Annotated in this window: 12 protein-coding genes; 5 read left to right on the top strand and 7 right to left on the bottom strand. The window is 71.7% G+C overall.

The genetic code is table 11. The annotated features are described in order from the left end of the window. Window positions 1–21: 21 nt before the first annotated feature. Window positions 22–528, bottom strand: a complete 507-nt coding sequence (locus ACIOHC_RS08930) for a flavin reductase family protein (protein WP_351075257.1) — start codon at window positions 526–528, stop codon at window positions 22–24. A 367-nt stretch (window positions 529–895) separates the two neighbouring features. On the opposite strand from ACIOHC_RS08930, the gene cdgB reads away from it, so the two are divergent. Together cdgB and ACIOHC_RS08920 are read left to right on the top strand one after the other, a co-directional pair. Continuing rightward, window positions 896–2,539 (top strand): diguanylate cyclase CdgB, encoded by a 1,644-nt coding sequence (gene cdgB, locus ACIOHC_RS08925; RefSeq protein ID WP_351075256.1) that lies wholly within the window; start codon window positions 896–898, stop codon window positions 2,537–2,539. 152 nt (window positions 2,540–2,691) lie between these two features. Beyond that, window positions 2,692–3,642 carry a carbohydrate-binding protein gene (locus tag ACIOHC_RS08920; protein ID WP_365689702.1) on the top strand — a complete coding sequence of 317 codons (951 nt, stop codon included), beginning with the start codon at window positions 2,692–2,694 and terminating at the stop codon, window positions 3,640–3,642. A gap of 69 nt (window positions 3,643–3,711) precedes the next feature. On the opposite strand, the gene ACIOHC_RS08915 is transcribed toward ACIOHC_RS08920, so the two are convergent. The 5 genes from ACIOHC_RS08915 to ACIOHC_RS08895 all read right to left on the bottom strand — a co-directional run bounded on the left by ACIOHC_RS08915 (window position 3,712) and on the right by ACIOHC_RS08895 (window position 8,882). Beyond that, on the bottom strand, window positions 3,712–4,563 hold the full coding sequence (locus tag ACIOHC_RS08915; RefSeq protein ID WP_351075254.1) for a class II fructose-bisphosphate aldolase: 852 nt from the start codon (window positions 4,561–4,563) through the stop codon (window positions 3,712–3,714). 59 nt (window positions 4,564–4,622) lie between these two features. Further along, complete coding sequence (locus tag ACIOHC_RS08910; protein ID WP_351075253.1) at window positions 4,623–5,603, bottom strand: 1-phosphofructokinase family hexose kinase; 981 nt, start codon at window positions 5,601–5,603, stop codon at window positions 4,623–4,625. A gap of 170 nt (window positions 5,604–5,773) precedes the next feature. Further along, window positions 5,774–6,928 (bottom strand): N-acetylglucosamine-6-phosphate deacetylase, encoded by a 1,155-nt coding sequence (nagA, locus tag ACIOHC_RS08905; RefSeq protein WP_351075252.1) that lies wholly within the window; start codon window positions 6,926–6,928, stop codon window positions 5,774–5,776. Further along, window positions 6,928–7,860 carry an ROK family protein gene (locus ACIOHC_RS08900; RefSeq protein WP_351075251.1) on the bottom strand — a complete coding sequence of 311 codons (933 nt, stop codon included), beginning with the start codon at window positions 7,858–7,860 and terminating at the stop codon, window positions 6,928–6,930. Before ACIOHC_RS08900 ends, nagA begins: the two co-directional genes overlap by 1 nt. 113 nt (window positions 7,861–7,973) lie before the next feature. Continuing rightward, on the bottom strand, window positions 7,974–8,882 hold the full coding sequence (locus tag ACIOHC_RS08895) for a sugar isomerase (RefSeq protein ID WP_351075249.1): 909 nt from the start codon (window positions 8,880–8,882) through the stop codon (window positions 7,974–7,976). Between the two features lie 275 nt (window positions 8,883–9,157). Between ACIOHC_RS08895 and ACIOHC_RS08890 the strand changes: the two genes are divergently transcribed. The 3 genes from ACIOHC_RS08890 to otsB all read left to right on the top strand — a co-directional run bounded on the left by ACIOHC_RS08890 (window position 9,158) and on the right by otsB (window position 11,777). Next, window positions 9,158–10,411: an extracellular solute-binding protein gene (locus ACIOHC_RS08890; protein WP_351075392.1), complete on the top strand. Its 1,254-nt coding sequence runs from the start codon at window positions 9,158–9,160 to the stop codon at window positions 10,409–10,411. 43 nt (window positions 10,412–10,454) lie between these two features. Then, entirely contained in the window at window positions 10,455–10,721 is a 267-nt protein-coding gene (locus ACIOHC_RS08885; protein WP_351075248.1) for a DUF3263 domain-containing protein, read from the top strand. 177 nt (window positions 10,722–10,898) lie between these two features. Then, entirely contained in the window at window positions 10,899–11,777 is an 879-nt protein-coding gene (otsB, locus tag ACIOHC_RS08880) for a trehalose-phosphatase (protein WP_401842079.1), read from the top strand. Between the two features lie 501 nt (window positions 11,778–12,278). Here the strand turns inward: otsB and ACIOHC_RS08875 are convergent. Then, window positions 12,279–13,310 (bottom strand): ArsR family transcriptional regulator, encoded by a 1,032-nt coding sequence (locus ACIOHC_RS08875; RefSeq protein WP_401842076.1) that lies wholly within the window; start codon window positions 13,308–13,310, stop codon window positions 12,279–12,281. Between the last annotated feature and the right edge of the window lie 315 nt (window positions 13,311–13,625).

Raw genomic sequence — 13,625 nt, 5'->3', positions numbered from 1 at the left:
CGCGCGGCGGTCGGGGGAGACTCACCCCAACTGCCGGTACCGCCCCCGGAAGTACGTCAGCGGCGAGCCGTCCCCGCTCGGCAGGGCCGCGCTCAGGACCCGGCCGATCACCAGCGTGTGGTCGCCCGCCAGGACCCGCTGCTCGGTGCGGCACTCCAGCGTGGCCAGCGCGCCGCCGACCAGTGGTGCGCCGGTGACCTCTCCCCTCTTGTAGGGGATGTCCTCGAACAGCAGCCGGTCGCTGATCCGGCCCTTCATCGCGAACCGTCCGGCGATGTGCCGCTGGCTCTCGGCCAGCACGGAGACCGCCCACAGCGGCTGCTCCGCCAGCAGGTCGTCCATCCGTGAGTCGTTGCGCAGGCTGACCAGGACCAGCGGCGGGTCCAGCGACACCGACATGAAGGCGGTCGCCGTCATCCCGACGTCCTCGCCGCGTCCGTTCTCGTCCAGGGGCGGTTCCTCGGCGGTGATCAGCACCACTCCGGCGGCCAGTCGGGCGAGGGCGCCCCGGAACTCATCGTTGCTCACCCCCTCAGCATGGAGGATGGGCTCGGAACGCGGGGCGGGGGATTTCGTCTGCAACACACCCGGCACGCTAGCCGCGCCGGCCGTCCCGCCGCATCGGACCAGGGGACCAGGCCGGTCCTAGGACCCCGGTCACGGCCGCGGCGGCCGGTACTGCAACGCCGGGATTTGCGTTCAAGAAAAGGACGGACCGCAGCCGCGCGGCACGCACGCCCCTTTACCATCTGTTGTGACTTGAGTCACAGAGTGCAATATTTGCTGACCCTGTGTACCGACTGCACAGCTCACTGTGATTCAGTGGCCGTGACACTGCGGTAAGTACGTCGATATGAAACCTGGAGTGCTGTCGAGGTCTCGGGGAGTGCGAGCAATGGAGGCCGAGTCGGAGCCGTACGTCCGTCTTGCGACGCTGCGGCAGCTGCACCAGGCCGTCGCCGATCTCAACACGGCGCGGAGCCTGGCCGACACGCTGCAGACCGTGGCCGACGGAATCGTCGCCGGCCTCGGCTACGAGCTTGCCTGCGTGAACCTGGTCCGTGCCGACGGCGATCTCGTCGTCGCCGCCTTCGCGGGCAGCAGTGCGGCGGAAGCCCTCATCACCGGCCGCGTCGGCTCGCGCAGCTCCTGGGAGCGCAGGCTTTCGATGGGTGAGGAGTGGGACGAGCTCCGCTTCATACCCCACACCGACGGCTGGGTCCTCCTCGACGACGACGTACCGCAGTGGCACACCGACGGGCCCGATCCCCGCTTCGAGGACGAGTGGCACCCCCAGGACCGCCTCTACGCCCCGATGTACGCGTCCGGCGGCGGCCCCGATCTGCTGGGCGTCATCTCCGTCGACCGCCCCCGCAACGGCCGCCGCCCCGGCGCCTGGGGCCGTGAGGCCCTCCAGATGTACGCGTCGCAGGCGGCCATTGCGATCAGCAACGCCCGGCTGAGAGCAAACATGCAGCGCGCCCTGGTCCGTCTGGAGCGGGAGCAGCAGGCGCTGCGGGCCAGCGAGGAGTCCTTCCGCCAGGCCTTCGAGTACGCGCCCAGCGGCATGGCCATCGCGGAGATGGGCGGCGACCAGCACGGCCGGCTGCTGCGCGCCAACGACGCCCTGTGCCGGCTGCTCGGCCGCCCGGCGTCCGTGCTGCGCCGTTACTCCTTCGCCGACCTCGTCCACCCCGAGGACATCGGCACTCTGCTGCGCACCTCCGCCGAGGGCGGTCGGGCCGAGCTGCGGCTCGGCCGGCGGGACGGCACCTACCTCTGGGTGTCGCTGCGCAACTCCGTCGTGGCCGACACCGCGGACGGCCCGCGCTTCCTGCTCACCCACGTCGAGGACATCGAGGAGCGCAAGCGCCACGAGCTGCATCTCGCACACCGTGCCTCGCACGACGCGCTCACCGGTCTGCCCAACAGCGCCGAACTGCGCTCCCGGCTCGGTTCCCGGCTCTGCGAGCGCCCGCACTCGGTGGCCACCACCCCGGTCGAGGCGCTGGACGCCGCGTACGGCGACGCCGACGATCCGGACGCGCGGACGCACGGCTACGACGTGGACGCGGCGCCCGGCGGGCCGTACGACCACCATGTGCATTCCGTCGCACCCGACACCGAGAACGACGACGGGGCGAAGGGCCTCGCGGTCCTCTTCTGCGACCTCGACGGCTTCAAGTCGATCAACGACCGCTTCGGCCACCACACCGGCGACGCCGTGCTGATCGAGGTCGCCCGACGCCTGACCACCTGTGTCCGCGACGGCGACACCGTCGCCCGGCTCGGGGGTGACGAATTCGTCGTGCTCGCCGACGGACTCGGCGCCGCGGATGCCGCGGACCTGGCCGTACGCCTCCGTAACGCCATCATTCCGCCCATCAGGGTCGACGGGCGGGCGGTACGCGTCGGGGCGAGCTTCGGCATCGGCTGGGCCGCCTGCGGCATGACCGCCGAAGAGGTACTGCGCTCCGCGGACCAGCGGATGTACGTGGAGAAGCGGTCCCGGGCGAAGGTTCACCGCAGGGCCGGCTGATGTTCACGGCGGCGCCGTTCCCGCGCACGGCCGCGGTTGCGGGGCGGACGACGGCAATTCTTGGTGCGGGCCGTTCGGGGTAGGCTCGGCCGGTCGGCCACGGCTGGCAATTTTCGGCGACGGCTGGCGACATGGTGAGGAGTGACCCAGGGATGACGGCCGGGAACAACGGCGCAAACACGCCCGAGGACGACGATCCGTTCGGCTACCTGTACGAGGACGGACAGGCAGCGGGCGCCCAGCCGCCGAGGCAGGGCGGCTACGGCTACCCTCCGGTGGCTCCGCAGCCCGGTGTGCCCCGGACCTCGTACAACCAGGTGCGGACCGTCGGCGAGCGCCAGTACGGGCAGCAGGTGCCGCACCAGCAGGCGTACGGCCAGCCGAACACGCAGTACGCGGCCCCGGAGACGTACCCCGGCGGCGCCCCCACCGCGCAGGTCCAGCAGCAGGGCGGCCGCGGCCGCACCGGCGGCCCCGGCAAGGGCGGCCCGAACACCAAGGGCCTGCTCATCGGCGCGGTCGCGGTGGTCCTGGTCGTCCTCATCGGTATCGGCGCCGCGCTGATCACGGGCAACGACAAGGGCAAGAAGAAGGACGAGGCCACCACCTCCGCCGGTCCCGGCAGCCAGGTGCAGGAGTCCCCGAAGCCCAAGGGGTCCCCGAGCTCCGAGGCTCCGGTCGAGCTCCCCAAGCAGGACGCGGCGACGCTGAAGCTCGGCGGTTCGGCCCAGCTGGACAACACGACCCCGGGTGCCAAGAGCGCCAACGGCCAGTACATCAATCTCAACGAGGTCGGCAGGTCCGCGACCTGGTCGGTCGAGGTGCCGGAGGCCGGTGAGTACACGCTGTTCGTGACGTACGGCGTGCCGGGCAAGGACGCCAAGACGTCCCTCACGGTCAACTCCGAGGCTCCCCGCGGCATCAACATGGAGAACTACGCGAAGGCGCCGGAAGGCGACCTGGAGAAGGGCTGGACGACCACGTACTCCTGGATCCAGCTCAGCAAGGGCTCGAACTCGATCACGATCTCGTGCAACGAGGGCGACCAGTGCGACGCCAATCTTGATCAGCTGTCGCTGAAGGCCGGTCACGTGAAGCGCTGACCCCTACGCGAGCGGTCCGGCCCCCACGCCTTCGGGTGTGGGGGCCGGACCGCTCTTGCGTGCGGGGCGTCAGCCCATCAGCGCCAGGAACCCCGCCACCGTCGCGGCCATCGCCTCGCGCCCGGGGGCGATGTACTTCCTCGGGTCCACGCCCGTGGTGTTCTCGGCCAGGTAGGCCCGTACCGCGCCGGTGAACGCCGTGTTCAGTGCCGTGCCCACATTGATCTTGACCATGCCGGAGGAGGCGACGGCCTGTCGGATCTCGTCGTCCGGGACGCCGCTGGAGCCGTGCAGCACCAGCGGGACCGGGACGGCGTCGCGGAGCCGGCCGATCAGGGCGTGGTCCAGGGCGGCGGTGCGCTCGGTCATGGCGTGCGAGGAGCCGACCGCGACGGCCAGCGCGTCCACTCCGGTGTCGCGGACGTACGCGGCGGCCTCGGCCGGGTCGGTGCGGACGCCAGGGGCGTGGGCGTCGAGCGGGGCCTCGCCCTCCTTGCCGCCGACCTTGCCGAGTTCGGCCTCGATCCAGATGCCGCGCTCATGCCCCCAGGCCACCGCCTCGGCCGTGGCGCGCACGTTCTCCTCGTACGGCAGCTTGGAGGCGTCGAACATGACCGAGCCGAACCCCTCGGTGTGCGCCTGGTGCAGCAGCTCCACGGACTCGACGTGGTCGAGGTGGAGGGCGAGGGGGGCGTCGGAGGCGCGGGCGACGGCGGCGGCCGCGACGGCGACGGCCGAGAGCCGACCGCCGTGGAACTTCACGGCGTTCTCGGAGATCTGCAGGATGGCGGGTGCCCCGGCACGCTCGGCGCCGGCCGCGATGGCCTCCGCGTGCTCCAGCGTGATGACATTGAAGGCGGCGATTCCGCGTCCCTCGGCCTGTGCGGCGGAGACGAGTTCACCGGTGCTGACGAGCGGCATGCTGACCTCTTGCTACTTCTTCGGACCCGCGCTCGGGCGGGTTCGGTACGGGTGCGGCCTCAGGCCGCCGTTGCGTGTTCCTCGACGCCGACGCGCGGCAGCAGCTCCTCGTACGCCGTGCGGTCGAAGTCCCCGGCCGTCGGGGAGAGCACGGTCGCCGTCGACAGTGCCACCGCCCGCCGCAGCCGGTCCGGCCAGCTCAGCCCCTCGACGAGGCCGGACAGCAGCCCGGCCACCGCGGAGTCGCCCGCACCGGTCGGGTTGCCCCGGACCTTGGCGGGCGGGGACGCCTGCCAGACGCCGTCGGGGGTGACCGCCAGCATGCCGTCCGGGCCCAGGGACGCGACGACCCCGTGCGCACCGCGGCGGCGGGCGTCGCGCGTGGCGCGCAGCGGTTCGCGGGAGCCGGTGAGCTGGGTGAGCTCGTCCGCGTTGGGCTTGATCAGGTCGGGGCGGGCGGCGATTCCCCGGCGCAGGGGTTCGCCACTGGTGTCCAGGAGGACCGGGACGCCCGCCGCACGGGCCAGGCGGACCAGTTCGGCGTAGGCGCCGACGTGTATGCCGGGCGGCAGGCTGCCGCAGAGGGCGACGGCGTCGGCCCCGGTGAGGAGCTCCTCGTAGCGGCCGAGGAGTGCGGCCCATTCGTCGGCGCTGACGAGCGGGCCGGGTTCGTTGAGCTGGGTGGTGTCGCCGGTGGCCCGGTCGACGACGGCGATCGTGCGGCGGGTGTTCCCGGCGACGGCGACGAGGGCGTCGGTGATCGACGCGACGGCCGGCGCGGTGCCGGTGGCGGCCGCCGGATCGGTGTCCCGTGGCGCCGGTACGGCCAGCAGCTCGCGCAGTACGGCTCCGGTGGTGCCCCCGGCGAATCCGGTGACCACCGTGTCGTGGCCGAGGGCGGAGAGCACCCGTGCCACGTTGAGGCCCTTGCCGCCGGGGCGCTCGGACATGTCGCTGACGCGGTGGCTGGCGTGCGGGACGAGTTCCGGGACGCCGTACGTCAGGTCGAGTGCCGTATTCAGTGTGACCGTCAGGATCACCGCGGCCGCTCCCTCGATCCCTGCTCTGGAGCGCGAATCCTTGGACGGAATGCGCTTTCTCTGCCTGTTTCCAAGGCGATCATGTCAAAGAGGTGGCGGTCGGCCCAGACCTCCGGACCAACCGCCGTCTCTTCGTTACGCATTCGATTCGCCGTCAACAACGGGTCGAATCAGCCGATCTGCGGATCGATGATCCATTCGCCCTTGCGCATGACGCCCTTGAGCGTGAAGTCCGCGTCCAGGACCACCAGGTCCGCGTCCTTGCCCGGTTCCAGCGAGCCGACCCGGTCGTACACGCCGAGCAGCCGTGCCGGGTTGGCGGAGATGGACTGCACGACGTCGTCGACCGGGATCCGGTCGATGGTCACGGCACGGTGGAACGCGGTGTCCAGGGTGAGCGTGGAGCCCGCGATCGAGTTGCCCTCCACCAGCCGTGCGACGCCGTCCTTGACCTCGACCGCGAGCGGGCCGAGCTGGTACCGGCCGTCGCCGAATCCGGCCGCGTCCATGGCGTCGGTGATCAGCGCGACGCGGTGGGCGCCCGCGTGGTGGTAGGCCAGCTCCAGGGCGGCGGGGTGCAGATGCGTACCGTCGTTGATCAGCTCGACGGTGATCCGCTCGTCCTCCAGGAGGGCGGCGATCGGACCGGGCTCGCGGTGGGCGAGCGGCGGCATCGCGTTGAACAGGTGCGTGGCGACGGTGGCGCCCGCGTCGATCGCCTCGACGGTCTGCTCGTACGTCGCGTCGGTGTGCCCGATCGCGGCGATCACGCCGTGCTCGGCGAGCAGCCGCACCGATTCGATGCCGCCGGGCAGTTCGGTGGCGAGCGTGAACATCTTCGCGGTGCCGCGCGCCGCGTCCATCAGCTTGCGGACCTCGGCCGGGTCCGGGTGGCGCAGCAGGTCCTCGCTGTGCGCGCCCTTGCGGCACGGCGAGATGAACGGTCCCTCGAAGTGGATACCGGCCAGGTCGCCCTGCTCGACCAGTTCGGAGAGGACGCCCGCCCGCTGGGCGAGGAAGTCCATCTCGCCGGTGACGGTGGAGGCGACCAGGGTGGTGGTGCCGTGCTCGCGGTGGGTGCGGATGCCGGTGAGGACCTCGTCCACGGTGCCCGAGGTGAAGGAAGCGCCGCCGCCGCCGTGGTTGTGCATGTCGACGAAGCCCGGGACCACCCAGTGGCCGCTCAGGTCGACGGTCGGGGCGCCCTCCGGTACCGAGCCGGCGATCCGGGTGCCCTCGACGATCACCCGGCCGTCCTCGACGGTCCCGGTGGGAAGCACCACCCGGGCACCTGCGAGAACTGTGCTGTCTGCGCGTCCGGCCATCAGGCGGATACCTCCGTGGAGAGAAGATCCCAGGCGAGCAGCCCTGCGCCCAGGCATCCGGCGGTGTCCCCGAGGGCCGCCGGGACGATGTGGGGCAGCTTCTGGAACGTGACACGTTCCTCGACGGCCGCACGGAGTGGTGTGAACAAGGTTTCCCCGGCCTCGGCGAGCCCGCCACCGATGATGAGGGCGCGCGGGTCGAGCAGTGTCAGCGCGGTGACCAGCCCGGCGGCGAGCGCGTCCACCGCGTTCCGCCAGACCTCCACGGCCGCCGGATCGCCCGACTCGACGGCCTTCGCGCAGTCGGCGGCGTCCGCCGTCGGGTCGCCGGACGCGGCGGCCCAGGCACGGGTCACCGCGGAGGCGGACGCCAGGGTCTCCAGGCAGCCGCGCTGGCCGCAGCCGCAGTCCGGGCCGTCCGGCCGGACCACGATGTGGCCGATCTCGCCCGCGTACCCGTGCGCGCCGGACTCGATGGTGCCCGTGATGCCGATGGCCCCGGCGATCCCGGTGCCCAGCGGTACGAAGAGGAAGCGGTCGGCTCCCTTGCCCGCGCCGATCCGGCCCTCGGCGAGCCCGCCGGTGCGCACATCGTGGCCGAGCGCGACGGGGACGCCGCCGAGCCGCTCGCCGAGCAGGTCCCGCATGGGTACGTCGCGCCAGCCCAGGTTCGAGGCGTAGACCGCGATCCCGTTCTCCGCGTCGACGATGCCGGGTACGGCGACACCGGCCGCGACGGCGCTCTCGCCGAGGTGCTCCTCGCCGTACGCCCGCAGGTCCGCGGCGAAGGCGAGGATCGACTCCACGACGGCGTCGGGGCCGCGCTCTCTGCCGGTCGCCCGCCGCGCCTCGTACAGCAGGGCGCCATCGGCCCCGACCAGTGCGGCCTTCATTCCGGTGCCGCCCACATCGAGGGCGATGACGTGTTTCACGGGAAACAGTTTCGCCCGAGGAACCCCGATAGGTCTAGTCCACTAGTGCGGTTTGTTGCGCATCCATACAAAATCGCCGCCGCGGTATCGCCGCGGCGGCCCGAGCAGCGGACTCAGGACGAAAGGATCACGCTGCGCGAGAGGTTGCGCGGACGGTCCGGGTCGTACCCCTTCGACTCCGCGAGCGCCACCGCCAGCCGCTGCGCCCGGATCAGATCGGCCATCGGGTCCGCGGTGGCGTGCGCGACCAGCGTGCCGCCCACCCGTGCCACCTCGCCGGCGAGCCCCTCCGGCAGCGGACCGAACACCCACGCCACCCGGTGGGGTCCGGTGATCGAGATCGGGCCGTGGCGGTACTCCATGGCCGGGTACGACTCCGTCCAGGCGCCCGCCGCCTCGCGCATCTTCAGCCCGGCCTCCTGCGCCAGACCGTACGTCCAGCCGCGCCCCAGGAACGTCCACTGCTCGGCCGAGACCACCGCCTCGTCCAGCGGCTCGGTCACCGCGAGTTCCGCGTCGACCGCCGCGGCGGCCACCGTCTTCACCCCGGCCGGAAGCGGACCCGACGCCTCCAGGCCGGCCCGCAGAAAGGCCAGCGCGGTGGTGGCGAACCGGGTCTGGACGACCGACTCCTCGTCCGCCCAGTCCAGTACGGCCACCGTGTCGGCGGCGTCCATCACCGGCGTCCTCGGGTCGGCGGTCAGCGCGACGGTGGTGACCTTGCCGCGCAGCCCGGCGAGGAGTTCCAGCACCTCGGTCGTCGTGCCGGAGCGGGTGATCGCCACGACCCGGTCGTACGGGCGCCCGGCCGGGAACTCCGACGAGGGGTACGCGTCCGTCTCGCCCTGCCCGGCCGCCTCGCGCAGCGCCGCGTACGCGATGGCCATGAACCAGGAGGTGCCGCACCCGGTGACGGCGACCCGCTCGCCCGGACGCGGCAGCCCGTCGAACACCGCCCCGGCCTCCGCGGCACGCCGCCAGCAGTCGGGCTGGGTGGCAATTTCCGATGCGGTACGCGACATGCTCGACGGCTCCTTGCGGCGTGGAACGGTGACGGGGAGGGCGCTGCGGTACGGCGATGGAGGGAAGGTCCGGCTCTCGAAGAGCCTTGCGCCGCAACCTGCTTAGCAGTCGGCGCAGGTCAAGGGCAATGCCCCCGCGCGGCAACGGGGCGTGGATCCGGCGGTGTTGTAAAAGCGATACCGCTCTGGTGTAGACCTTCGGCGATCGCTCGGGGAGGATCACAGCTCATTCGAAGGCCCCCACGAGGACGGACTGGGCTGTGCAGCGGCGCTACTTGGGACTGACCGCGGCTGGGGCCGCGCTGGCATTGACGGCGACGTTGACGGGATGCGGCGGTGGCAGCGGCGGCTCGGGGGACGTCACCCTCAGGCTCGTCGCGGCCGACTACGGCAACAGTGCGGCCAACAGTTCCAAGAAGTACTGGGCCGCACTCGTGAAGGGTTTCGAGGCATCCCACCCCGGCATCAAGGTCGAGGTCAGCGTCTATTCGTGGAAGGACGTCGACCGCGAGGTCGCCGGGATGGTGAAGCGGGGGGAGGCCCCCGACATCGCCCAGATCGCCTCGTACGCCGACTACGCCGAGGCGGGCAAGCTCTACCGGGCCGACGAGCTGCTGAACATCACCGCCCAGGCCAACTTCCTGCCGCGCCTGGCCGACGCGGGCAGCGTCAACCGCACCCAGTACGGACTGCCGTTCGTCGCCAGCACCCGGCTGCTCTTCTACAACAAGAAGGTCTTCGCGCAGGCGGGCCTGGCCGCCCCGCGGACCTGGAACGACATACGCGACGACGCGACGGTGCTCGAACAGCGCGGCGTGACCTACCCGTTCGCGCTGCCGCTCGGGCCGGAGGAGCCCCAGGCCGAGACCATGATGTGGCTGCTGAGCGGGGGCGGCGGCTACATCGACGACGCGGGCTCGTACGAGATCGACTCGGCCGAGAACGTCAGGACCTTCGACTGGCTGAAGACGAACCTGGTCGACAAGGGCCTCGTCGGCCCCGTGGCCCCCGGCAAGCTCGACCGGGCCAAGGCGTTCGCCGCGTTCACGCGCGGCGAGGTCGGCATGCTGAACGGTCATCCGACCCTGATGCAGGAGGCCGAGAAGAAGGGCGTCTCCGTCGGCATGGTGCCGCTGCCCGGTGTCGGCGGCCCCACCAAGGGCTCGATGGGCGTCGCCGACTGGATCATGGGCTTCAGGCAGCGCGGCCACCGGGCGCAGCTGGGCAAGTTCTTCGACTATCTGTTCACCGACAAGAACGTCATCGACTTCGCCGACGAGTACGGCCTGCTGCCGGTCACCGACAGCGCCTCCGCGGCGATGGAGTCCGACCCCCGCTACAAGCCGCTGCGGAAGTTCCTGGCCGCGCTGCCGAACGCGGAGTTCTACCCGTACGGCAAGACGTCCTGGGCCCGTGCCAGCGAGTCGATCAAGGAGAACATCGGCAGTGCGGTCGAGCCGAACGGCAGCCCCGAGAGCGTGCTGGGGCGGATCGCGCGGGAATCGGCGGCGGCCGAGCACGCGGAGTGACGACCGGGTGGCGGCCCTCCGGCCGGGCGATATGTTGGCTGATATGACCACCCCCACGAACGGCACCGACGACACGAACGGCCCCGCCGGACTCTCCGACCGGGACCGCGCCGTGCTCGCCGTCGAGCGGCAGTCGTGGGCCGGCCCCGGGGCGAAGGACCGCGCGATCCGCGAGCGGCTCGGCATCTCGCCCACGCGCTACTACCAGTTGCTGAACGCCCTGCTCGACGACCGCCGCGCGCTGGAGGAGGACCCGGTGACGGTGAACCGCCTGCGCCGGGTCCGGCAGGCACGGCGAGGGCGCCGCTGAAGCCGGTCCCTCCCGGCCGGCCACGGGCGCCCCGCAGCGGTCCGGGACGGTTTTCCGGTTCGATGCGGCACGCGCCCGCGGCAGCCGTCCGCGGCGCGGTCCGTCACGCCGCGGACGCCGTCCGTATGCCATGTCGGCCATGGCTGTGCCCGGTGGTACGCCTATAGGCTCGGCCCCATGGGCAGCAACCCGCACGCACCCGCGCCGAGCGAGATCCCGTCCGAGCTCCCGACCCCCGCCACCCCACCCGGCCGAGAAGCCCTGGCCGCGATCCTCGCGCGTCCGGACCGTGCCGTCGTCGCGCTCGATTTCGACGGGACCCTCGCCGACATCGTCCCCGACCCGGACCAGGCCCGCGCCCACCCCGGCGCCGTCGACGCGCTCGTCGCGCTCGCCCCGAAAGTGGCCTCCATCGCCGTGATCACCGGCCGCCCGGCCGGCGTCGCGGTCCGGTACGGCGGCTTCGCCGGAGTGCGAGGACTGGACCACCTCGTCGTCCTCGGCCACTACGGCGCCGAACGCTGGGACGCCGTCTCCGGCACCGTCCACGCCCCCGCCCCGCACCCCGGTGTGGCCGCGGTCCGCGCCGAACTCCCCGGCGTGCTCGACCGGTTCGACTCCTGGCACGGCACCTGGATCGAGGAGAAGGGGCAGGCCCTCGCCGTCCACACCCGCCGCGCCGCCGACCCGTCGGCCGCGTTCGAGGCCCTGCGCGAACCCCTCGGCGAGCTCGCCGCCCGGCACGGGCTGATCGTCGAACCGGGCCGCCTGGTCCTGGAGCTGCGCCCGCCGGGCATGGACAAGGGCGTGGCGTTGGCCCAGTACGTACGGGAGATGGACGCCGAGTCCGTCCTGTACGCGGGCGACGACCTGGGCGACCTCGCCGCGTACGCCGCCGTGGAGAAGCTCCGCACCGAGGGCCCCGACGGCATCCCGGGCCTGCTGGTCTGCAGCGGCAGCGCGGAGGTCCCCGACCTGGCCGAGCGCGCCGACCTGCTGCTGAACGGCCCGAAGGGCGTCGTCGACTTCCTCTCGGTTCTGGCGCAGCACCTCTAGTGCCGTGCCGGGCGTCGCGAGCCGGTGAACCCTTCTTCCGAGGCCGGTGGCCTTCACGAGCATGTGCGGTGGGCCCTCCCAGGCGCGGACGACGTGTTGGCCCTCGCCACCCAGGCGCAGGTGCCGGGTGATGCCGAGGCTTTGGGCGGGCGAGTACGCCGCAAGCTCAAGCGGCTTGGTCACCGCGAGCGCCACAGGCAGGGTGGCGAGGAAACGTCCGCATCCGAGCGACCCGGCCGCCTGTCATCGGCCGAGCCGATAACTGCGCAGCAGCGGAAGAACGGGAGGCGTGAAGGCCCGACACGCTCACTCTCGCCCCGATCGCCGTCGTCGGCTTCTTCGTCATGCGCGAATCCCGGCGCGATGAACAGCTCGGCGCCGCGGTCTCGGTGGGCGTTGCCGTCGTGACGCCGATGCTGACGCTGTACCGGGACAAGTCATGACTGGACGACCGCCCAGCCCACATGCCCGGGACAACACGCCCAGGGTCCTCCGTTCGGGTCAGGCCGGATCTGCGGGGTCCGGACGGCCGTTCAGCATGGCGGAACCGAGGGGGGTCACCGCGTGCACGACGGTGCTGCCGTGGCGGGTGGTGGAGATGAGTCCGGACTGTCGTAACACGGTGGCGTGCTCGCTGGAGGTGGCCGGGGAGACCGACAGGAGTTCGGCGAGTTGTCCGGTGGTACAGGGGGCTTGGCCGATGGCGTCGAGTGCTTGGGCTCGGGTCCGTCCGAGGAGAGCGGCCAGGGCACGGTGGGTTCCGCTCCCCGGCCCGGTGAGCATGTCGGCGGAGTCGGAAACGCTACGGATGACAGGGACGAACAGCACGAGCGGGGCCTGGTTGTCCGCCGTGCTGCTGTAAGTGATGGGCCGTGTGCGGCAGAAGGCGGAAGGCACCAGCGTGAGGCCTCGGCCGCCCAGGGTGACCTCACCGGTCAGTGCGCCGTGCCCGACCTCCAGTACCGGGGAGCGCCAGCGGAAGCCCGGCGGCAGTCCCGCGAGCATTGCCTCGACACCGGAACTCGCGAGGATGCGGGCGTGGCTGGTCTGTTCCGACTGAAGCCGTGACCGTATGCGTGACCAGTGGGGGGCTACGGCGACGCGGTGATAGTCGTGGAGAAAGCGCACCAGTTCCTGACGGGCGGCACGGTCGTGGGCCAGGTCCGACCACGACGTTCCGGCCCAAGGGGCGGTGCGCCCGGCGTAGGGGGCGAGGGCGGCGAAAGCCCCTGCGAGTTCGTCCTGGACGTGGTCCGGGCGGGCGGCCCGGAGGGCTTCCAGGCCTTCCTCCAAGGACTGGGCGGGCCCGGTGACGGTGAACAGGTCCAGGGCCCCGCCGCAGAAGAGTCCCGAGGCAGGGTGAGCGGGCGCTTCCGATGTGCGGGACACGCGTTGGCGCCATCCCCCGAACAGCGCCTCGGTGTTGCTCTGCCGCAGGGTCGTCAGGCTGAGGAGCGTCTCCCCGAGCGGGCCCCAGGTGGTCAGGACTCTCGTCCTGGCGAGATCTTCCGATGTGAAGTGAATGCGCAGCATGGGGAACCCTCCACTTGCCCGTCCTCGGACCACCCAGTCTTCTTCTTCTCCCGGAGGTCGCAAGGAACCTTCAAGTCCCGCTTCGGCATGACGAGTTCCGGAAAACATCCGTTTCGGCGGAGATCGCCGGGGGGTTTTGGGCAGGCGCTTCGGCCAGGACCGAAAAGGCTGGCCCGGCCTGCTGGGCGTCAGCAGGATTGCGGTCGAAGCAGGCGCGGAGCACAGGCCGACGACCGGTGGCCGGACGTTCCGGCACCGCGACGCCTGAGCAACGCCTCACCGCGCGAAGCCTTCTCCACCGGGGTCGAGCGGACG

Origin of the sequence: Streptomyces sp. NPDC088252 (assembly GCF_044740965.1) — a bacterium.
Lineage (GTDB): Bacteria > Actinomycetota > Actinomycetes > Streptomycetales > Streptomycetaceae > Streptomyces.
This window is presented reverse-complemented; position numbering and strand designations above follow the sequence as displayed.